Raw genomic sequence first — 20,003 nt, forward strand, 5'->3', positions numbered from 1 at the left:
ACGGGCGCGCCGACAATTGCCGCTCAGCCTATCCGCCCTGACCGCACCTGCAAGCCTTCAAATCGATATATCCTGCAATTCCCAGATCTCGCTCAGGCTCCGCTCGCCAATGCGCAGCAACCGCGCGAGCGTGGCTGCAAGAGCGACGGCATCGCCAAGATCAACGCAGGCCACCACGTTGGACGCCACCCGCGCGAGGGTGCCCATGCCAATTTGCTCGGAGATTGCCACGAGGCTGCGCGCGGATTTGCGCAAATCCGCCTCGCGCCCTTCGCGGTAGCACCGCTCAGTATGTGACAGGCGCACGGCCAGCTCCTCCAACGCACGACAAACGACATCTTCAGCCCCCGCCTCACCAAGCTGCACATAGAGCGCCTTCAGACGATCCGGGTCCAGCCGCACAGTTTCATCCTGCTTCAGCATCGTTACCTGTTCCAAAACTCTCACCCCAAATTCAATTCAACCGCACGGCCAAGCCCCCAGCTTTCGCCGCTCACGGAGGGCACCATGCGCCAGCACCCCTTCCCGAAAGGTTTCCACCAACCCCATTTCTCTCTCGAATTCTCGGACAATCCAGTCTATTCATCCCCTTCAAGAGCAGAAAAAACAAGAGGGATGCCATGGAGCATATCTCCCCGCTGCCAACGTATCTGGCGCAGCGTTACCACGGCTGGAAAGCAACCAGCTATTCCGAGAACAAAAGCTGGTATCGCCATCTGGCCAATGAGGGTCAACATCCGCGCGCGATGATGATCTCATGCTGCGATAGCCGCGTGCATGTCACGTCGATCTTCGGCGCGGATCAGGGCGAGTTCTTTATCCACCGTAATATCGCCAATCTGGTCCCCGCATTCGACACAAGCGGCGGCCAGCACGGCACGTCAGCGGCGGTGGAATATGCCGTGCGCCAGCTTCATGTGGCGCATGTGATCGTGATGGGTCACTCCAATTGTGGCGGTGTGAACGGCTGTGCGGCCATGTGCTCCGGCCACGCGCCCGAGCTTGAGGCCGAGGGGAGCTTTGTGGGCCGCTGGATGGACATCCTGCGCCCCGGCGTGGCGCGCGTGGCCCATATCGAGGACCCCGCTAACCGGATGCGTGCACTGGAGCATGAATCGGTGCTGATCTCTCTGAGCAACCTGATGACCTTCCCCTTCGTTGCCGATCTCGTTGAGGCGGGCGATCTCACACTGCACGGATTGTGGCTCGATATTTCCGAGGGCGTGGTGGAGCATTACCTGCCCGCTCAAGGCGTTTTTGCCCCGCTGTAAAACGCCTAATTTATCATCGTTGATGTCTTAAAGCGTTTCGAGAAAAGTAGTGCCTCAGGTTTTTCTCGGAACGCTTTAGGCGCCGCTTTGGCGTTCCATTTTCTTGTCTGCATTTGCTTTTGGCCACGCATCAGGCCTAAGCATACGCGCCTCGCGCGCGGCATTTTTACCCATTGGGCCGCCCAAGCGCTCCAGCAGGTCCAACATTGTATCCGATCCAGCCTGCGATTCCCAAAGTGGTGATTTTTTAACGAATTGGAAATCGCGATACCGTAAATTGTAATATGGCATTACATAACTCATGCCTTGCGAGCTGATTGACGTGAGTGTGATTTTTATCCGATCAGACCGGCCTTCGGGGCTGCTCACTGGACGCATAATCACCTCATCACGCTTCGCCTGAAGTTTTGGCGTAAAGGGGATCACCAGATGGTGTGCAACAGCATCTAGCTCGGCATCGTCCAATGCTGAAATTTCTCTGTCTATGTCGGTGGTCGGGCAAGTTGCCAAATGGCTATAACACTTGCGCCGCAGCATCCATTGCGTCAAGCCGATCTCGCCTCGGCGTACCGTAGTACTTTTATTATCAGATAATCGAAACTTGCGCCAAAACTTCCGAAATCCTGGATCGCGTAAGATTGGAGTCCTCATTGCCAAAGCGTACGAACCATAATGAAAATAAGGCAGGCCAGTGGTGTAAGTCCATTTGATGTTGCGGAATTCATCGGCCTTATGCGGCTTAATCGAGTAGTGTGCAGTCGCACTACAAAAATCCACATTTGCGTCGCGCACCGCTTCGAACCAGCTGCGCGGCGCATCAATCATCCAGCATGAGTCGTTCAAGAGGTAAAGGCGCTCAAGACTATGCAGATCGTCCGCCAGGTTTAGGACCCCATCGCGATAGCCGCCAAAATCATACCCGGTATTGGGCCGTTCTATAATTTTCGTGCAAAGCGGAGTGAGGATGGCAATATCCTCTTGGGATAGAGGCAGGTTTGACACCAGAATTGGGCTGATGCCATCAGTGTTAAGCTGCTTCAGAAGGTCAAGATGCGATGCCAGCAGGCCCTTAGACGGGAAAATCAAATAGATCGCCGCCTCGCTCACCAGAGGCACATGGCCTTCATGCACCTTACGCGCCCGCGCTGCTTTGATGTCATAACGGATGGTTAACGTCATAAAGTCCCAAGCCACCCGGTAAACTGCCAGGGCTTGATGGACCACCCGCAGCAATTCGCGCTTCAATTTCCACAGCGGAATTACTTTCATCTTCTGGCCTCATTCTTTTCTCAGACGTGTTTGGGCATCTATAATCGTAGAAGGCCGCCAAACTCCATAGTCTGATGCGCTTTCAGGAAAACGGCATTTTCTAAGGCAAATTTTGTCACCGTCGAAAACAACATTTGCACGACACGTTAAGATTTGTATCGCTCATAGTCTATGGGGCTGCTTGAGCTCAAAAAACACGGTCAAATCCCGGTGGCCTCCTGCTCTGGACCCTCCCATGCTCACAATAAACGCACGTTGACTAGGGTCTGGGCTCATTGAGTATCAAAGCCAGTAGATGACAAGTGCCGCGAGAGCGATTGCGGATAAGAAGACTTTGGGACATCTGTCATATCTTGTCGCCACGCGCCGCCAATCCTTGAGCCTACCGAACATGATCTCGATCCGGTTGCGTCGTTTGTATCTGCGTTTGTCGTACTTGACGGTCTTCTTGCGTTGTTTTCGGCCCGGGATACATGCGCGTATCCCTTTGTCTTTCAACGCTTCCCTGAACCAGTCGGCGTCATATCCGCGGTCGCCGAGCAGCCAGTCAACGTTGGGTAGTCCGCTGAGCAAGGCGCGCGCGCTGATGTAATCACTCACCTGTCCGGCGGTTACAAACAGATCAAGCGGGCGTCCTTGGCTGTCGCAAATGGTATGCCGCTTGGTATTCATGCCGCCCTTAGTTCGCCCAATCAGACGTCCACGCCCCCTTTTTTGACGCCCATACTGGTCGCTGTTCGGTGGGCCTTCAAATAGGTGGCATCGATCATAACCGTCTTCTGTTCGCCGTGTGCCGAGGCCAGACGGGCCATCATCCGGGCGAAGATGCCCTTATCGCTCCACCCTTTCCAACGGTTATAGAGCGTCTTGTGTGAGCCATAGGCAGTAGGCGCATCACGCCATCGTAAGCCATTGTGATTGATGAAAATAATCCCACTCAGCACCCGTCGGCCATCAACGCGTGGCTTGCCGTGGGACTTGGGAAAGAATGGCTCAAGACGCGCCATCTGCGCGTCGCTCAACCAGAAAAGATCAGACATGCTCACCGCTCGCTTTTTGAGCCGTGAATCATGCCATCAGCCGGAAATCAATGGGTCTTGACCCTAAAGCATTTCGAGAAAAACCTGAGGCACTGTTTTCTCGAAACACTCGCAACATATATGGTCAGTATGTGCAAAGCGTCCGTTTTTACATAAGAAAACGCCAAGTTCTTGTCGCAGGAATGCCCTGTATCCACCGGACGCCCTAAGCCCAACCAGATGATAACCCGCGTAAACCGGCTCTGACCCTATTATGTCCAGATTCGGCTTATGCCAGCGGCGGATGGGGGTGTTATCCAACGCCGCAGAAAACCCGCTATAACTTAGGATAGTGGCCTAGCTCCTCGCCCACCCGTCATGCAGACAAACTATCACCGCGCGCTTACAAACGATCCGCGCGCGATGCCCGATTTACCCAAAATATTGCCCATAAAAACCAACAGATGCACCTTAGGAAACGCATAATTCAGGCCAGCATCAAAGACTGCGTTGCCAATTATAGCCTGCGTTGCGGTCCACTCACGCATGCGGTCTGCAATGCCTGCCGCAAGACGGCTCGGTCACCAATATGGTTGGCCAGAACCAAAATCAAACGCGCGTTGAGCGCATCGCTTTGCTGCTTGCTAAGTCCCTCATGTGCGCTCAGCAATTCATCATAAAACCCGTCGGGGTCGGTGATGTTGGCGTTCAGGTTGATATCCATTTTTACTGCCCCTGTACCATTGCAAGCTGTCCTGTTGCCGTTCGCACGGCTGTTTTGATGTTTGCGGCATACGCTTGAGCCCAGCGCGCCGCAACATGTTGGTCCGGGCGGATAAGATAAATACCGCTTGGCGCATTCCCCAGATAGCGGGCGGCAATGGCGCCCTTTGGATCATCGCGGGTCGTATTCAGTTGAATTGTACGGATGGGAATACCATCGACATCCGCTATGTCCGGCGACGCGGTATTGATCGCCAAAATAACAAAGTCACCGCCCAGATGATCCAGCAAGAATCCATCCGCCATTGGTGCATCAGCGCATGTGGCCCCCACGCGGCTGCGTGTTGGTCCATCCAATTGATCCGGCCCGTTCAACGACAGCCCGTCATAAACACACGGCACTGAAAGGCGGCCAGAGTTCACCAAAGGCCGGGCGAATGCGTGGGCTTGTGCCAATTCCAGAACCGCATTTCGGAAGATCTTGCTGATCTCGCTTTTCGGGGTCAGAAAGTCGGTCGCACGGGTGGAATTAAGGATGTTTTCATCTGCGCCATGCACGCGTTCTTCCGAATAGCTGTCGAGCAGGCTGTCGGGTGCGAGGCCTTTGACGACCAGATCAAGCTTCCACGCAAGATTGTCGGCATCCTGTACACCAGAATTTGCGCCACGCGCGCCAAACGGCGAAACCTGATGCGCGCTGTCGCCTGCAAACAAGACACGCCCGTGGCGGAATTTCTCCATACGGCGGCACTGGAACGTGTAAATCGACGTCCATTCCAACTCGTAATCCGCATTCTCGCCCAGCATGGCATCAACGCGGGCGCGGATATTCTCGGGCTTCAATTCCTTGGCGCGATCAATATCCCAGCCAAGCTGGAAATCGATCCGCCAAATATCATCGGGCTGTTTGTGTAACAACGCGGACGCGCCGCTATCCTTGAAGGGCGGTTCAAACCAGAACCACCGTTCGGTCGGGAAGTCCGCTTTCATTTTAACATCGGCGATCAGGAAATTATCCTCAAACACGCGCCCATCAAAGCTCAGCCCCAACATACCGCGCATGGGCGAGCGCGCACCATCACAGGCGATCAGCCAATCGGCCTCAAGGCTGTAGGGGCCGTCCGGTGTTTCGAGATTGAGCACCACGTGATCGTCTTGCTGCGTCACGCCTGTCACAGCGTTCCGACCACGAATCTCAATTGGGGCACCCTGTGACTGCGCTACCCGAATTTCATCCACGAGGAACTTCTCAAAATAGGGTTGTTGCAGATTGATGAATGCAGGCACCTTATGTCCGTCTTCGGGCTGAAGATTGAATTCAAATACCCTCTCGTCACCATGAAACACTTTACCCACGTTCCAGATGACGCCTTTGTCGATCATCGCCTGGCCCGCGCCCATCCGGTCACAAATCTCAAGCGTGCGTTTGGCAAAGCAGATGGCGCGGCTGCCTTGCCCCACGCCTTCATGATCATCCAGCACCAGCACCGGCGTGCCCTTGCGCCCCAAATCCAGAGCGGCGGCCATCCCAACAGGACCGCCCCCGACAATAACGACGGGATGACGCACAGGGGCGGCATTCATCGCCGCTACCTTTTCGTAGGGGTAGAGCTTGAACGCGATGTCGTAACGAGCGTCGACCATGTGGTATCCTCCTAAAGCCGGCTTAACCCTGCAACTGCGTCCACATGTCCAGATCGCGCTTGTCGGTCCAGATGCGGGGGTGCCAGATGCCGCGGGCCTCGTCATATGCGCGGCTGACGTTAAACGGCAGGCAATGTTCGTAGATGGCGTAATCCTTGAATTTCGGATCGCATTCGGCGCGCACCGCGTCCCACGCATCTTTCAGTGAACCACCCTTCATGGCGACCTTTTTGGCGGGTTCAAACGTGCTGTTTACGAAGTCACGGGTGCTCTCAATGGCGCGTTCAACGGCATCTTTTCCGATCAACGCGGCCCCGCGACCGGGTGCAATTGCGTCAACATCATAGGCTTTGATGTTGTCGAGGGTCTGGCCCCAATCGCCAAAGTAGCCGTCGCCGCAATAGCAGGCGGAATGGTCTTCGACGATGTCGCCAGTGAACATAACATTTTGATCGGGAACATGAATAACCGCATCCCCGGCCGTGTGCGCACGGCCAAGGTGTTTGATGTCGACACGACGTTTGCCCAGGTAAACCGTCATGGCATCGCTGAATGTCGTTGTGGGATAGGTCAGGCCGGGGATGGACTCGTGGCCTTCGAACAGGCGCGGGAAGCGTTGAAATTCGCTGTCCCAGTCTTCTTGTCCACGTTCTTCGACCATGGCGCGGGCTGTATCAGACATGATAATCTGATCGGCCCCATATGCAGACGCCCCCAACACACGTACCGCGTGATAATGAGTCAGCACGACGTGGCTGATCGGCTTATCGGTGACGTCGCGCACCTTTTCGATGACTTTGTTGGCCAAACGCGGGGTTGCCTGTGCCTCAACGATCATGACGCTGTCGTCGCCGATAATCACGCCGGAGTTCGGGTCGCCCTCGGCGGTAAACGCCCACAGACCCTCGCCGACTTCGTCAAACGTGATCTTTTTCTCGGTCATATCCCCTTGGGATGCGAATGCTTTTGCCATTGTTTTGGTCCTTTATGCGGGGAATTTTACTGCCGGTAGGATCGTGCCGACGCACTCCCCAAACCCGACTTGATAACCGTCGCCCTTCGCGGCACCGCGCAGGATCAACGTGTCGTTGTCTTCGATGAATGTGCGGGTCTCGCCGGTGTCGAGCGTGAAGGGTTCGCGCCCGGCCCAGCTGAGTTCCATCAGCGATCCATATTCAGACTTCTCGGGTCCCGAAATCGTGCCAGACCCCAGCAGATCACCGGAATTCATACCGCATCCACCGCTTGCATGGTGGCACAGCTGTTCAGCAGCTGAGTAATACATCCGGCTGTAATTGGTCTTGGACAGTAACGTCGCTTTGACAGCCCCTTCGGGCTGCATCAACACTTCTAGTTCGATATCGAACAACCCGTCGATGGTGCCGTCCAGATACGGCAACAGCTCCTTTTCACGCGCGGGCGTCGCCGTGCGGAACGGTTCCAACGCGGCAGTCGTCACGATCCATGGGGAAATCGACGTACCGAACGCCTTGCCCTGAAAAGGCCCAAGCGGTTGGTATTCCCAGCCCTGAATGTCTCGCGCGGACCAGTCGTTCAGCAACACATAGCCAAAGATCATCGCGTCTGCCTGATCCACGGTGATCGGTGCGCCGAATTCAGACGATGTGCCGACAATCGCGCCCATTTCCAGCTCAATATCCAACCGTTTGGACGGGCCGAATGACGGCATCTCGGCATCGGGCGCTTTGGACTGGCCATTGGGGCGGTGAATGTCGGTGCCCGAGACCACGACAGACGACGCGCGGCCATTGTAGCCAATCGGGATGTGCAGCCAGTTGGCCGGCAGATCGGGAGAGCCTCGCAGGATCGCGCCCATGTTTTGCGCGTGCTGACGGCCTGCGTAAAAATCGGTGAACTCAGAAACCATCAATGGCATGTGTAATTCAGCGTCGACCTGCGGGATCAAATAGGGTTCAATCGCGGCTTGGTCCGCTGATCCGTCTGCCAGCATCTCAATCAGGCGCGCGCGCAGCTTTGCCCACACGTCTGGCCCGAGTTCCATCACATCATTCCAGAATGGCAGGTCGAATGCGCCGTCATCGTCCAGTTTGATGAGGCCAGCGGTTTCCAACGCGGCCATATCAAGGATCATATCGCCAATCGCCACACCACAGCGCGCGTCGTCGCCATCCGTGGAAAACACGCCATATGGCAGGTTGTTAAGCGGGAAAGGTGTGTCGGCGGAATTGGCGCTGGTCACCCAGCTTTTCATCAAGGTCATATCATACTTTCGCATCAGGCTGATTATCAGGATGCGCATCGAAAATAGCGGGAACGCCTAGGCATAACCGTTCAATACGCGCGGTGTTCGGGAATTTCATCAGATCAACACCCCAACGATGAGCATTGTAGGCTTGGGCGGTGATGCAGATATCGGCAATGTTCGGGGTATCACCAAAGGCAAAGGCATCACCACCGGGCAGCACCGCCTCAAGTGTGGTGAACCCTTCGTTCATCCAGTGGCACATCCAGTCTTTCGCTTGATCAGGCGTCGCACCAAACCGCGATTTCAACTGCCCAATCAGGCGCAGATTGTTCACTGGATGAATATCCATCGCGACGGTATGCGCCACCGCCATCACCCGCGCACGCAATACTGGATCGCTGGGGATCAATTGCGGTTCGGGCCACGTCGCGTCGATATATTCAAGGATCGCCATGGATTGCGTCAGCACGCTGCCATCATCCAGCACCAGCGTCGGCACGCCCTTGCCTGCATTCAGCGCCGTATATTCGGGCGCGCGCTGATCCCCAGCCACCAGATCAATAGGCACAGTATCATACACCAAACCCTTCAGGTTCAGCGCGGCACGCACACGGTAGGATGTCGTGGATCGCCAGTATGAATAGAGCTTCATTTTTTACCGGGCGTACCGTCAAATTTCTTTTCAAGCGACGTCCAGCAATCAATATAATCGTCCTGCATCGGCGCCTCTTTGGCGGCAAATTCCGTCAGGTGCTGGGGGAAACGGGTTTCGAACATGAACGACATTGTATCATCGAGCTTTTCAGGCTTCAGTTCAGCATTCGACGCTTTTTCGAACGCATCCATGTCGGGACCGTGCGGAATCATCATATTGTGCAGGCTGACAGATCCGGGCGCAAAGCCATTCGGCTTGGCGTCATATTGACCGTAAATGTTGCCCATCATCTCGGACATGACGTTCTTATGATACCACGGCGGACGGAACGTATCCTCCATCGTCATCCAGCGTTCGCGAAACAACACGAAATCAATATTGGCCGTGCCGGGCACACCGGACGCGGCGGTCAAAACCGTAAAGATCGACGGGTCAGGATGATCAAAAAGGATCGATCCAATCGGGCAATAATTGCGCAGGTCGTATTTGACCGGCGCGTAATTTCCGTGCCATGCGACAACGTCCAGCGGGCTTTGACCGATCCTGGTTTCGTGGAACTGGCCGCACCATTTCATCGTCACGGTGCTGGGCACCTCGCGGTCCTCGAAGGCGGCAACAGGCGTTTTGAAGTCGCGGCGGTTGGCCATGCAGTTGGCTCCGATCGGTCCCCGACTAGGGAGTTCAAATTTTTGCCCGTAGTTTTCGCATACAAACCCGCGTGCAGGGCCTTCAATTACTTCGACACGGTAAACCAGACCACGGGGAATGATCGCAATCTCTTTGGGTTCCAAATCAATGATGCCCAATTCCGTACAGAACCGAAGACGCCCCTCTTGCGGGACAACAAGGAGCTCTGAGTCGGCGGAATAGAAATATGCGTCCTTCATGCTTTGCGTCACAAGATAGACATGGGACGCCATCCCAACTTGCGTGTTCACATCACCCGCAGTGGTCATCGTGTGCATCCCTGTCAGCCATGTCATCGGCTGATCACTATGGGGCAAGGGGTTCCAGCGATACTGACCAAGGCTGGCAACATCATCAATCACATGCGGCGCGGATTTCCAGTAAGGCAACTGGATACGTTGATAGCGACCCGAATGTTTCACCGACGGGCGAATGCGGTAGCACCAAGTGCGTTCATTTTGATGGCTGGGTGCTGTGAAGGCCGTTCCCGACAGCTGTTCGCCATACAAACCATAATTACATTTCTGCGGGCTGTTCATGCCTTGGGGCAGCGCACCGGGCAGAGCTTCGGTTTCAAAATCATTCCCGAACCCCGGCATATAGCCTTCGGTCGTACCGACAGGTGTCTGCGCCACACTCAAGGACGCTGGTGACTGTTTGTTCATGAAATCACTCCTTGAGGTAGATCAAATCGAATCGTTGCAGGTGAAACTATATTTTAGATATTAGTTGAAAATGTAACTATCAATGGAAATCTAACGTGTCAGAAACCGCCCCGAGTGAAAATATCGAAGAATTCGACCTCAAGAACTTCTTACCCTATTTGCTGAACATCGCAGGCGAAGTCACAAGCCGCCGCTTCGAAGAAAGTTACAAAACCGAATACGGCATGAGCCGAACGCAATGGCGGGTGTTGTTTCACTTGGGCCGCTATGGCGACATGACTGCACGCAGCATTTGCGACCGCGCACGAACCCATAAAACCAAGGTAAGCCGCGCGGTTAGTGGCCTTGAAACCATGCGGTTTTTGGAACGCGTCAAAGACCTTGATGATCGCCGTTTTGAAACACTGTCCCTCACGACAAGAGGCTACCAAGCCTACAATACCCTGTGCGGCAAAGCTGGGGAATTTGACCGCGAATTGTCCGCACAGTTCACGTCAGAGGAAAACGCAATTCTGCGCCAATGCCTTCGCCAAATTGCTGAACTGCCAAAGGATATCGAATGATGCCTCCGTTAAACGCGACACGCTCTAAGCTAAGCTAACCGGCCAAGCAAAACGTCGCTAGCTTTTGACGATACCCCGCGCGCACCAGTCATCAAAAATCGCAAGAGCCGTATCGGCAAAAATAGCGTCGTTGATATGCCCTGCAACCTTATGAGCCTCGACGTTGGCAGGCAGTGTCGCTTGCAACTCATTCAAGAACGCATCCAGTCCGTCCTGATCATGCAGATCGCCGCCCTTTCGATCCCATTCACCAAACCCGTGTTCGGCCATCAAGAACGCAATTGGGCCTTTCGCTGTTTGCAGCTGCTCAGAGTGTGCGCGGGCGACGGCGGCGCGTTCGTCGTTGTCCAAAACGATGGACGTGATCAGACGGTTATGGGCGTGGTTAGGATGGTTTGCCCATTTGTCTGGCAGTCCTTGCCACCCCACAATATCGACCAGATCATAGCAACCTGCCGAAACGATTTGCGGTGTGCCGACGATCCCTGCATTGGTCAAACGATCTGCCCCAGCCGAAATGTTGGAGCCGTGGATATGATTGCCCAATTCTTGCGTGCAAAAGTCGAACACGCAGGCAAATGCACCCTGTGCGGCAAGGCTCTCAAACGCCCGCCCCCCCATGCCGGTCGCATGGAACACAGCAACCTCGAACCCGCGTTCTTCCAATGCCGGCTTCAGAGCGACCATGTATGTCAACGCGGTTTTGCCAAGCGATGTCATACCAATCAACGGCTTGGTCAGATCAGGTTTTTCAACAGCGTTTGCCGCGCCAAGAACAGCGCCAGCCGCTTGACTCAGCGACGCCTTGCAAACCGAATTCAGGCCGTAAAGACCGCCAGCCCAAAGGATCATCTGTGTATCTGCGGCCAACCGCTCTGGGGGGATAAGCGGGGAAAATGATACCGTGGATACGATATACTTCGGAACCCCCAAAGGCAGCGCCGATGTCACATCAAGCGCCAGATCGGTTCCCATGGAGCCTCCCAAAACGATCGTCCCGTCGAAACAGCCTTCGCGGTACAGCCGCGCTGCCAAAAGGGCGGCTCCCTTCCCCATGATTTGCATCGCGACGTTTTCGTTCTTGGTCGCGATCGCTTCGGCAATCGAACTGCCGCCCGCCTCGGCCACGTCATGTTTGGAAAAGTCAGTCGGCTTGGTTGGATCGCCCAACACCGACACATCCATTGTCAGGACTTGCCCGCCTTGGTTGCGGATGACGCCAGCCAAATAGTCCAATTCGTCGTCTTTGGTGTCATAAGTTCCGATCACAAGAATGGTTTTGGTGGTCATGAAAGCCTCCTAAAGCTTGATCCAGGCAGTCTTCAGGTTGATGTATTTGTCGATGGCATGCAGGGATTTATCCGCGCCATTGCCTGATTGCCCAACACCGCCCAGCGGCACTGTGCCGTCTGCACCACCATAAGTGTTCACATGCATGACGCCTGTGCGGACATTGCGCACCATGCGGTGCGCGCGGCTCAGGTTTGAAGTCCACACGCCGCCCGCAAGCCCGTAAACGGTGGCATTGGCAATCTTCACGGCTTCCTCATCGGTGGTGAAAGACGTTACACTCAAGACAGGGCCGAACACCTCTTTTTGGGCCAATGTCGCATCGGGGGTGACACCCGTTATGATCGTTGGTGCCATGTAATAGCCACCCGTGTCTTGCAAGATGCGCCCACCACCGGTGACGATTTGCCCACCTTCGGCTTTGGCTGTTTCCACGAAGCCAAGGTTGGCCTGCAACTGCGCATCTGAATTGATCGCGCCGATATGGGTATCCATCCGCAATGGATCACCGACACGCATGGCCTCAGCCGCGTTAGTGACCGCGGCGACGAAATCATCATGAACGGATGCCTCAACCAGCAACCGCGATCCTGCCACGCACACCTGACCGGAATTGCGGAAAATCCCCGCGGCCGCGACTTTCGCAGCCTCGTCCAGATCGGGGGCGTCCGCGAAAATGATGTTGGGGGATTTACCGCCCAACTCCAGATAGACACGCTTCATGTTGGAGCGCGCTGCATACTCCATCAACCGCCGACCCGTGCCGCCTGATCCGGTAAAGACCAAAACATCGACGTCCATCGACAGGCCCAAGGCCTCGCCCACGACTTTGCCCTCGCCTGTCACCGCGTTCAAAACGCCCAGCGGCAATCCCGCCTCAAGCGCCAGGTCAGCCATGCGCATCAACGACAGCGACGCAGCTTCAGACGGCTTCAACACAACCGAATTGCCCATGGCCAACGCCGGCCCCAGTTTCCATGCGCCAATCATCATTGGGAAGTTCCACGGGATGATCGCGCCAACAACGCCAACCGGCTCCTTATGGATCAGGCCCAACACATCGCCAGACGTCGGTGCAATCTCGCCATACAGCTTATCCAAAGCTTCGGCGTAGTAGCGGATGGTCGCCGCTGCTGATCCCGGTTCAGCCTTGATTGCCATACTGATTTCAGTGCCATTGTCGCGCACACCCAACACGGCAAGTTCTAGCGCGTTAGCCTCAATCAGATCGGCCCATTTCATCAGAACTTTCTTGCGCGCGGCAGGCGGCTGTCCGGCCCAACGCCCGTCCTCAAACGCGGCGCGCGCCGAGGCAATCGCGGCCTCCATATCAACGGCCGTGCCCCGCGCAGTGGTCGTCAACACCTGTCCGTCGATGGGCGAAATTATGTCCATCGTGCCACCATCACTGGCCGCAACATGCTTGCCGTCAATCAGGTGCACAAACGGTGCAGCGGGCTGCGCACGAAGCGCGTCGATCTTGGTCTGGTCCATATGTCCTACCGTGTTTGGCTGTCATGCATGTCGTGATCTTCGTCCGGCTGATGGGCACGGAATTCCTTGATCAACGTGCGAAGATGCATGGCAAGTACGAAAACAATGATCGCAAATATGATGAATGCAATCGGGCGCTCGATCATATCGAACGGGGTTTGCAGGCGCGGCAATGCCGAGCGGAGTTTGACCTCCATGATGCCGCCAAGCACTATGCCCAGAATGATCGGAACAATTGGCAGGTTCATGCGTTTCAAAACCAAACCAAGCACGCCAAACCCCGCAGCGATCATGCAATCGGTCAGTGAGTTGCGCAAGGAATAGACACCTACGAACGAAAGCAGCAGGATCATAACGCCAAGCAGGCGCGTCGGGATGCGGATGATTTTGGTGAGCAGGTTGGTCGAGAACAACAAGAACACCATCACAATCACATTTAGCGCGATGAGCGCGAAATAGAGCCCATAGACCAGATCAATATTGTTCTGGAAAAGCTGCGGGCCGGGGATGACGTTATGCACGTAAAACACCGATAGCATCATCGCTGTTAGCGCCTCACCCGGTATGCCAAGCGCCAGCAACGGGATCATCGCGGCGGCAGGCACCGCATTATTTGCGGCTTCGGATGCGATCAACCCCTCAGGGGAGCCTTTGCCAAATTTCTCAGGGTTTTTGGATGTCTTTTGCGCGTAGGTGTAACTCATGAATTGGGCGGTGAATTCGCCAGTGCCAGGGATCATGCCAAGGATCACGCCGAAACCAGATGCGACTGTAGCCACGCGTTTATGCTTGAGGAGTTCTTTGATACCCGCGCTCATTTTCCCGCTGACAGGTTTCGCGTCTGGGCTGGAATCCGGCGCTGTAAGCAAAAAGAACGCCTGGCTGAGCGCGAACAGGCCCAAAACGGCCACAATCAGGTTCACACCCGAACTCAGGAACGAATACCCGAAAGTATAGCGGTGCGTATAGGTGACCGCATCCAAACCCACGGTCTGCAAGAAGATCCCGAACATAGCAAGCATTCCGGCGGCAAAAATCTGCCCCCTGTGCGCCAACACCACAAGGATAATACCCAGCAACGCGGCGAGAAAAATTTCTCGGCTGCCAAACATCGGGGCGATGATCGCCAGCACAGGCGACAGCAAGATCAAGCAGCCGATGCCGAAAATCCCACCCCAGAACGACGCCGAATAGGCCAGCGACACGGCGCGGTGGGCCTCTCCATTTTTGGTCATGGGATAACCCTCATAGGACGTCAGCGCATTGACCGCCGTCCCGGGGGTGTTGATCAAAACCGCAGGGATCGCACCACCATACATGGACGATCCGTAGATCCCCAAAAGCATGGTCAGACCTACAATCGGATCAAGCGAGAACGTCGCTGGCAACAAGATCGCGATGGCAACAGCAGGCCCGACACCGGGTATGGCACCGATAATGACACCGCCGATAGACCCAATAAACAAGGCAATAATCACGTCCCAACGGGTGAGCATTTCGAGGCCAGAAAATATATTTTCCATGTCGCTGGCGTCCGATCAAAAATAGGTCAGCATGATCTGACGCACCCCGTCAGGCAGGTATTCATAGATCAGCCCGGAAGGAAGGTTGACCTGCAGCAAAGTCTTGAACAGAACAACAATGACGACGGCGAATATGGCCGCAGAAATAATGATTAACAGGCGTCGGTATCCAACCCGCAAAGCAAGAGCGACCGCAAAGATAACAGTCGTCAAAAGGTAGCCCGTGTAGGGAACCGTGCTTGCATAGGCGATAAACCACACGGCGTATTCCAAGGCGCAAATCCACAGCCAGACTTCGCGCCAACGCCCTTCGATACGTTCAGATAGGGCCGACCCCAACAAATGAAATCCGGCAAAAACGGCCATGCCACCCAAGGATACAGCGGGCCAAAAGCGCGGCTGCGCGAACAGCTTGTTGCCGGATCGCCACGTCGTTTGATCCATGATCTGCGACAACAGAAAAACCGACGCCAAAAATACAAACCAGGCGAACACAATGTCTCCCGGACGGCGATACCGTTTGAACAAGGTCTGAAGGGTTTTCACACGCGACATGGACGGTTTCCGCTGGGAGGCGTTGCGCGGTCGGGCAACCACAGTGGTTGCCCGACCCGGATTTTGCACAGATCTTATTCGGCCAACATGGCTTCGATAACGGCCATCGTAGCGATGTCCTTTTCAATCTGCATCACGACCTCAGCTGCAGGCTGCCAGTAGATCGAAGCCCCTGTTTCGGCGGCCAATGCCTGCGCGCGATCAGACATCATGGTCTTTTCTGCAACAGCGATGATCTTGTCCTGAACGTCCTGTGGTGTGTCGGCATGAACAAACAGACCGTTCCACAACGACACATCCAAATCAGGCGCCAGTTCTGCAACTGTTGGTGTGTCAGGTGTGAGGTTGATGCGCTCGCTGCCGATGGATGCGAGCACTTTGACGTCGTCGAGGCATGGCAGGATCAGCTGCAATGTGGTGTTGATAACGTCCACATCGCCAGACGCCAAAGTGTTGCAGTCCAGCGCGTCAAAGGCCGCATCAGACGCAAAGGCAAAGCCCATTTCCGAAGCAAGACCAAACGTCACCTGAGTTGGCACCAGGGGCGCACCGAAGTGACCGAGAGCCAAGTCATTTTCTTGTGCATATGCCGCCAGCCCCGCCATGTCATCGTAGGGTGCGTCAGCGCTGGCTGCGATTACGAACGGATATGTCAGGAAGTTGCCGAGTGGCACAAACGGGTCAGGGTTCAGCTCTGGAATGCCGAGCTGAGGGCCGACAACAGGGATTGCGATGATGAATGAACCGATCGTGTAGCCATCAGCGGGGGCATTTGCCACTTCGATAGCGCCGGGAAACGGCCCGCCGCCCCCACCCGGTTTATTCACAACTGCTGTTGGCACCCCGTAGGCTTCGGAAAAATCTTCCGCAATCATACGCGTCAGCACATCCTCAAGATCACCCGGAGGCCACGGTACAACAAATTCGACTGGCTTCTCCGGATATTCTGCCTGTGCAGAGCCTGCAAAAGCCGCGAGCACGAGCGCCATCGCAGTGACTGGTTTTGTAAACTTTGGCATTGTAGTCTCCCTGTAGGTGGTTCATATTTTGAACCGATGTTATTAAAAAACAGCTTGCCCCCGTTCACTTGCATGTGTCAAATTTTTTCTGAAACACAGAAAGGACCGTTCGCAAAATGTCATCTGCGTCCAAAGCACTCGAACTGCTGTCGCTCTTTTCAAAGGCGCAGCCCGAAATCGGCTTGTCGGATATGGGCAAGCTGGCGAAGCGTGACAAAGCGACGACATATCGGCATCTTCAGATTTTAGAAGCCGCTGGTTTTGTTGAGCAAAATGTAACGACCAAGCATTATCGCCTTGGTCCTACCCTTTTGCAGCTTGGCCGCATGAGAGAGGCAACCGTGCCGCGCAAGGCGGGCGCAGAGGCCCCCGTACATACCCTTGCTGATAAAACTGGCGAAACGGCCCACGTTTCGGTTTTGTCGGGCACAAGCTTGTTCGCGCTGGTGTCCTGCGAATCGCCGAAGCACAGCACGCGGGCCGTCATCGATATAACAACATTCCCGCTTCACGCCACGGCATCGGGGTTCTGCGCGCTGGCCTTCGGACCAGAGTGCTTGTTCGACACCGCCTGCAAAAACCTGTCACCCTATACCGATGTCACGCCGACAACGCCGGATATGTTGCAGGCCTTGATCGACGAGGCGCGCGCCACAGGTTTTGCCCGCTCTGAAGGACGTTTCGAGTCTGAAATCCACAGCCTGTCCGCACCGATATTCGATCAAACCGGCGGGTTTTCTGGTGCTGTTTCAGTGGCAAGCGTCGCCTCACGTTTCGCCCCCGAACTCGAACGCATCATCATGACCGAGCTGATCATGGCCAGCCGTGACATCACCAAAAGCTGGGGGGGGATCATCCCACCCTCCGTAGAAATTGCATGGTCAAATTCCATTGCATCCCAAACTGAAGTGGAAACCACATCATGAAAGATTCAAACTTCCTCAAAGAACATAACGGTCGCCTGATGTGGCACCCGATGACGTCACCCAAAGATACCATCGACCAGCCACCAAAGATCATCACTGGATCGCATGGTGTGAACATCACCGATATCGACGGACACAGCGTGGTGGACGGTGTTGGCGGTCTTTGGAATGTAAACTTGGGCTATTCCTGCCAGCCTGTGAAAGATGCAATTGCGGCACAGCTTGACCAATTGCCCTATTACTCCACGTTCCGTGGCACATCCAACGACGCAGCCATTGAGCTCTCCTATGAGCTGAGCGAATTTTTCGCGCCTGATGGTCTGAGCCGCGCGTTCTTCACCTCTGGAGGGTCGGACTCTGTTGAGACCGCGTTACGCCTTGCGCGGCAATATCATAAGTTGCGCGGTGAACCCGGACGCACGAAATTCCTAAGCCTCAAGAAGGGCTACCACGGAACCCATATGGGCGGGGCCTCCGTCAACGGTAACGCTAATTTCCGCACCGCCTATGAGCCGCTGTTGCCCGGCTGCTTCCATATCCCCGCGCCCTATACTTACCGCAACCCTTTCAATGAAACCGACCCTGAAAGGCTAGCGCATTTGTGCGTGCAGGCCCTTGAGGATGAAATCGCATTCCAAGGTGCAAGCACGATTGCCGCGATGATTATGGAACCGATCCTTGGGGCAGGTGGCGTTATTCCACCACACAAGTCCTTCGCACCGATGGTGCAAGAGGTTTGTAACCGCAATGGTATCCTTCTGATCACGGATGAAGTCATCACCGCCTTTGGGCGCACGGGTGCGTGGTCTGGTGCGCGGCTTTGGGGCATCAAGCCCGATATGATGGCCACGGCCAAGGCAATAACGAACGGTTATTTCCCGTTTGGTGCCGTGATGCTGGGCGAGCGGATGATCGAGGTCTTCGAGGGCAACCCATCCGCCAAGATCGGTCACGGTTACACCTATTCCGGCCACCCTGTAGGGGCTGCGGCAGCGCTAGCCTGCTTGACGGAAATCGCCCGCCTGAACGTGGTCGAGAACGCTGCCGCCCGTGGCACGCAATTGTTCGACGGGTGCAAAGCGTTGATGGAAAAGCATGACATCATTGGCGATGTGCGGGGCGGGCACGGGTTGATGACGGCCATTGAGATGGTCAGCGACCGCACCTCCAAAAAGCCCATCGACGCGGGCACCGCCACCACAGTGCAAGAGATCGCATATCAGAATGGTGCGATCGTGCGGGTGTCCGGCGCGAACCTGATCCTGTCACCGCCCTTGATTATCACCGAAGCAGAGACCACCACGATCCTCTCCGCACTCGATGCAGGTTTCTCAGCCATTTGAAGGGCCACGACATGACGCAAGACTATATAGCCCTTATGGGGACCAAAGGCGGGCCTGCCATTCGGCCTGGATCATCCATGCCAACGTCGAACCTGATCTGCCTGAACGGTCATCAGATCGTTTTGGATTGCGGGCTTGGGGTGACAAAGGGGCTTGTCGATCAGGGCATGCAACTTAAGGATCTGTCGCTGATTTTCATCAGCCACCTCCATTCCGATCATTATCTTGAGCTTGGGCCACTGATCCACACGGCGTGGACTGCGGGGCTGAAGACACCCATAGATATCTACGGCCCAGACGGGCTTGCGGACTATTGGACCGGTTTCCTGGCCTCCATGAAGGCCGACATCGACCTGCGCACCGAGGATGAAGGGCGCCCCGACTTACGCGATCTGATCACCTTTCATGTTGTGGACGCAGGCACGGTGATGGAACACGGCGGTATCGCCGTATCTGCCCTGCGCACGCAGCACCCACCCCTGATTGATTGCTTTGCCTACGCGTTCAAAACGACAACCACTCACGTGGTTTTCTCTGGCGACACAGCACCAATTGGAGCGCTTGAAGACTTTGCCCGCGGTGCAGATTTGCTGGTCCACGAAGCCATGTTGGAATCCGCACTGCCTGCCCTGATGGAGCGGGTTGGTAACGGATCGGATAAATTGATGGCGCATTGGCTGCGCTCTCATAGCTTTGCCCATGACGCCGCAAAAACAGCGCAAAACGCGGGCGTAAAACGGCTGGCCCTGTCGCATCTGATCCCGTCTGATGACCCCAGTTATGGTGAGCAAGACTGGCAAGACGCCGTTGCCCCACATTGGGACGGTCCGCTAAGCGTTGGGTACGATGGGATAAGGATAGACCTCTAGAGCGTATCGCGTTTAACTGAATTCAATTGAGCGCGATACGCTTTAAGCAGTCCACAAACAGACGGTACAGCCGCTAGAGACGGTTCACCGCCGCGTGTGAAGCGTGAAAGATGCAAGAAGCGTTAGTCACATCGTCATCGAGTGGACAGATCGCAGTCGCAAATTTCCACGGGCCAAGTAAACTACGAATTCCTGCACTGAATCTACCGCGAGGAGCGGTTGGAGGTCCGTCGCCGCGATTGGCGCAAAGAAGTGACTGAT

19 protein-coding genes are annotated in these 20,003 nt (G+C 55.4%); 5 read left to right on the forward strand and 14 right to left on the reverse strand.

Annotated features, from left to right (window positions below):
• Nucleotides 1–57 precede the first annotated feature (57 nt).
• The gene (locus KUD11_RS03565) at nt 58–423 is read right to left on the reverse strand and encodes a hypothetical protein (protein ID WP_181375312.1); all 366 of its coding nucleotides are present in this window, start codon (nt 421–423) and stop codon (nt 58–60) included.
• Nucleotides 424–620: 197 nt separating this feature from the next.
• Between KUD11_RS03565 and KUD11_RS03570 the strand changes: the two genes are divergently transcribed.
• Nucleotides 621–1,271: a carbonic anhydrase gene (locus tag KUD11_RS03570; protein ID WP_109386543.1), complete on the forward strand. Its 651-nt coding sequence runs from the start codon at nt 621–623 to the stop codon at nt 1,269–1,271.
• 75 nt (nt 1,272–1,346) lie between these two features.
• Here KUD11_RS03570 and KUD11_RS03575 read toward each other — a convergent pair whose 3' ends face one another.
• The 8 genes from KUD11_RS03575 to hmgA form a co-directional block, all read right to left on the reverse strand.
• Nucleotides 1,347–2,540 (reverse strand): rhamnan synthesis F family protein, encoded by a 1,194-nt coding sequence (locus KUD11_RS03575; protein ID WP_109386541.1) that lies wholly within the window; start codon nt 2,538–2,540, stop codon nt 1,347–1,349.
• Nucleotides 2,541–2,822: 282 nt separating this feature from the next.
• Nucleotides 2,823–3,580 (reverse strand): IS5 family transposase gene (locus tag KUD11_RS03580; protein WP_109386539.1). Its coding sequence is split into 2 segments (ribosomal slippage): nt 2,823–3,244 and nt 3,244–3,580, totalling 759 coding nucleotides; the frame shifts between segments, so codons are not numbered across the junction.
• 496 nt (nt 3,581–4,076) lie between these two features.
• On the reverse strand, nt 4,077–4,283 hold the full coding sequence (locus KUD11_RS03585) for a DUF2783 domain-containing protein (protein ID WP_109386537.1): 207 nt from the start codon (nt 4,281–4,283) through the stop codon (nt 4,077–4,079).
• Nucleotides 4,284–4,285: 2 nt separating this feature from the next.
• Nucleotides 4,286–5,926, reverse strand: a complete 1,641-nt coding sequence (locus KUD11_RS03590) for an FAD-dependent oxidoreductase (RefSeq protein ID WP_109386535.1) — start codon at nt 5,924–5,926, stop codon at nt 4,286–4,288.
• Nucleotides 5,927–5,948: 22 nt separating this feature from the next.
• A complete protein-coding gene (locus KUD11_RS03595) occupies nt 5,949–6,899 on the reverse strand; it encodes an MBL fold metallo-hydrolase (protein WP_109386533.1) in 951 nt (316 codons plus the stop codon).
• A gap of 12 nt (nt 6,900–6,911) precedes the next feature.
• A complete protein-coding gene (fahA, locus tag KUD11_RS03600) occupies nt 6,912–8,168 on the reverse strand; it encodes a fumarylacetoacetase (protein ID WP_109386531.1) in 1,257 nt (418 codons plus the stop codon).
• A gap of 1 nt (nt 8,169) precedes the next feature.
• Nucleotides 8,170–8,805 carry a maleylacetoacetate isomerase gene (gene maiA, locus KUD11_RS03605; protein ID WP_109386529.1) on the reverse strand — a complete coding sequence of 212 codons (636 nt, stop codon included), beginning with the start codon at nt 8,803–8,805 and terminating at the stop codon, nt 8,170–8,172.
• On the reverse strand, nt 8,802–10,160 hold the full coding sequence (hmgA, locus tag KUD11_RS03610) for a homogentisate 1,2-dioxygenase (protein ID WP_109386527.1): 1,359 nt from the start codon (nt 10,158–10,160) through the stop codon (nt 8,802–8,804). The genes maiA and hmgA overlap by 4 nt, the downstream gene beginning before the upstream one ends.
• Nucleotides 10,161–10,255: 95 nt before the next feature.
• On the opposite strand from hmgA, the gene KUD11_RS03615 reads away from it, so the two are divergent.
• The gene (locus KUD11_RS03615) at nt 10,256–10,723 is read left to right on the forward strand and encodes a MarR family winged helix-turn-helix transcriptional regulator (protein ID WP_109386525.1); all 468 of its coding nucleotides are present in this window, start codon (nt 10,256–10,258) and stop codon (nt 10,721–10,723) included.
• A 57-nt stretch (nt 10,724–10,780) separates the two neighbouring features.
• Here KUD11_RS03615 and KUD11_RS03620 read toward each other — a convergent pair whose 3' ends face one another.
• From KUD11_RS03620 to KUD11_RS03640, 5 genes are all read right to left on the reverse strand, one after another.
• Nucleotides 10,781–12,013 (reverse strand): Tm-1-like ATP-binding domain-containing protein, encoded by a 1,233-nt coding sequence (locus tag KUD11_RS03620; protein WP_109386523.1) that lies wholly within the window; start codon nt 12,011–12,013, stop codon nt 10,781–10,783.
• A gap of 9 nt (nt 12,014–12,022) precedes the next feature.
• On the reverse strand, nt 12,023–13,507 hold the full coding sequence (locus KUD11_RS03625) for an aldehyde dehydrogenase (protein WP_109386521.1): 1,485 nt from the start codon (nt 13,505–13,507) through the stop codon (nt 12,023–12,025).
• Nucleotides 13,508–13,512: 5 nt separating this feature from the next.
• Entirely contained in the window at nt 13,513–15,030 is a 1,518-nt protein-coding gene (locus KUD11_RS03630; protein ID WP_109386519.1) for a tripartite tricarboxylate transporter permease, read from the reverse strand.
• Nucleotides 15,031–15,045: 15 nt separating this feature from the next.
• On the reverse strand, nt 15,046–15,585 hold the full coding sequence (locus KUD11_RS03635) for a tripartite tricarboxylate transporter TctB family protein (RefSeq protein ID WP_109386517.1): 540 nt from the start codon (nt 15,583–15,585) through the stop codon (nt 15,046–15,048).
• A 74-nt stretch (nt 15,586–15,659) separates the two neighbouring features.
• On the reverse strand, nt 15,660–16,604 hold the full coding sequence (locus KUD11_RS03640) for a tripartite tricarboxylate transporter substrate-binding protein (RefSeq protein ID WP_109386515.1): 945 nt from the start codon (nt 16,602–16,604) through the stop codon (nt 15,660–15,662).
• Between the two features lie 116 nt (nt 16,605–16,720).
• Between KUD11_RS03640 and KUD11_RS03645 the strand changes: the two genes are divergently transcribed.
• Genes KUD11_RS03645 through KUD11_RS03655 form a run of 3 tightly spaced genes read left to right on the forward strand, consistent with a single transcriptional unit; the run spans nt 16,721 to nt 19,742 of the window.
• Entirely contained in the window at nt 16,721–17,530 is an 810-nt protein-coding gene (locus tag KUD11_RS03645) for an IclR family transcriptional regulator (protein WP_109386513.1), read from the forward strand.
• On the forward strand, nt 17,527–18,873 hold the full coding sequence (locus tag KUD11_RS03650; RefSeq protein ID WP_109386511.1) for an aspartate aminotransferase family protein: 1,347 nt from the start codon (nt 17,527–17,529) through the stop codon (nt 18,871–18,873). The genes KUD11_RS03645 and KUD11_RS03650 overlap by 4 nt, the downstream gene beginning before the upstream one ends.
• An 11-nt stretch (nt 18,874–18,884) precedes the next feature.
• Nucleotides 18,885–19,742, forward strand: coding sequence for an MBL fold metallo-hydrolase (locus tag KUD11_RS03655; protein WP_109386509.1), 858 nt, complete (start codon nt 18,885–18,887; stop codon nt 19,740–19,742).
• Nucleotides 19,743–20,003: the final 261 nt, after the last annotated feature.

Source organism: Roseovarius carneus (genome assembly GCF_020141465.1).
GTDB lineage: Bacteria > Pseudomonadota > Alphaproteobacteria > Rhodobacterales > Rhodobacteraceae > Roseovarius > Roseovarius carneus.

Bases quoted from the DNA above. Each gene is read 5' to 3' on its own strand.
- KUD11_RS03565 (WP_181375312.1), bottom strand. From the start codon at position 423: ATGCTGAAGCAGGATGAAACTGTGCGGCTGGACCCGGATCGTCTGAAG.
- KUD11_RS03570 (WP_109386543.1), top strand. From the start codon at position 621: ATGGAGCATATCTCCCCGCTGCCAACGTATCTGGCGCAGCGTTACCAC.
- KUD11_RS03575 (WP_109386541.1), bottom strand. From the start codon at position 2,540: ATGAAAGTAATTCCGCTGTGGAAATTGAAGCGCGAATTGCTGCGGGTG.
- KUD11_RS03585 (WP_109386537.1), bottom strand. From the start codon at position 4,283: ATGGATATCAACCTGAACGCCAACATCACCGACCCCGACGGGTTTTAT.
- KUD11_RS03590 (WP_109386535.1), bottom strand. From the start codon at position 5,926: ATGGTCGACGCTCGTTACGACATCGCGTTCAAGCTCTACCCCTACGAA.
- KUD11_RS03595 (WP_109386533.1), bottom strand. From the start codon at position 6,899: ATGGCAAAAGCATTCGCATCCCAAGGGGATATGACCGAGAAAAAGATC.
- fahA (WP_109386531.1), bottom strand. From the start codon at position 8,168: ATGACCTTGATGAAAAGCTGGGTGACCAGCGCCAATTCCGCCGACACA.
- maiA (WP_109386529.1), bottom strand. From the start codon at position 8,805: ATGAAGCTCTATTCATACTGGCGATCCACGACATCCTACCGTGTGCGT.
- hmgA (WP_109386527.1), bottom strand. From the start codon at position 10,160: ATGAACAAACAGTCACCAGCGTCCTTGAGTGTGGCGCAGACACCTGTC.
- KUD11_RS03620 (WP_109386523.1), bottom strand. From the start codon at position 12,013: ATGACCACCAAAACCATTCTTGTGATCGGAACTTATGACACCAAAGAC.
- KUD11_RS03625 (WP_109386521.1), bottom strand. From the start codon at position 13,507: ATGGACCAGACCAAGATCGACGCGCTTCGTGCGCAGCCCGCTGCACCG.
- KUD11_RS03630 (WP_109386519.1), bottom strand. From the start codon at position 15,030: ATGGAAAATATATTTTCTGGCCTCGAAATGCTCACCCGTTGGGACGTG.
- KUD11_RS03635 (WP_109386517.1), bottom strand. From the start codon at position 15,585: ATGTCGCGTGTGAAAACCCTTCAGACCTTGTTCAAACGGTATCGCCGT.
- KUD11_RS03640 (WP_109386515.1), bottom strand. From the start codon at position 16,604: ATGCCAAAGTTTACAAAACCAGTCACTGCGATGGCGCTCGTGCTCGCG.
- KUD11_RS03645 (WP_109386513.1), top strand. From the start codon at position 16,721: ATGTCATCTGCGTCCAAAGCACTCGAACTGCTGTCGCTCTTTTCAAAG.
- KUD11_RS03650 (WP_109386511.1), top strand. From the start codon at position 17,527: ATGAAAGATTCAAACTTCCTCAAAGAACATAACGGTCGCCTGATGTGG.
- KUD11_RS03655 (WP_109386509.1), top strand. From the start codon at position 18,885: ATGACGCAAGACTATATAGCCCTTATGGGGACCAAAGGCGGGCCTGCC.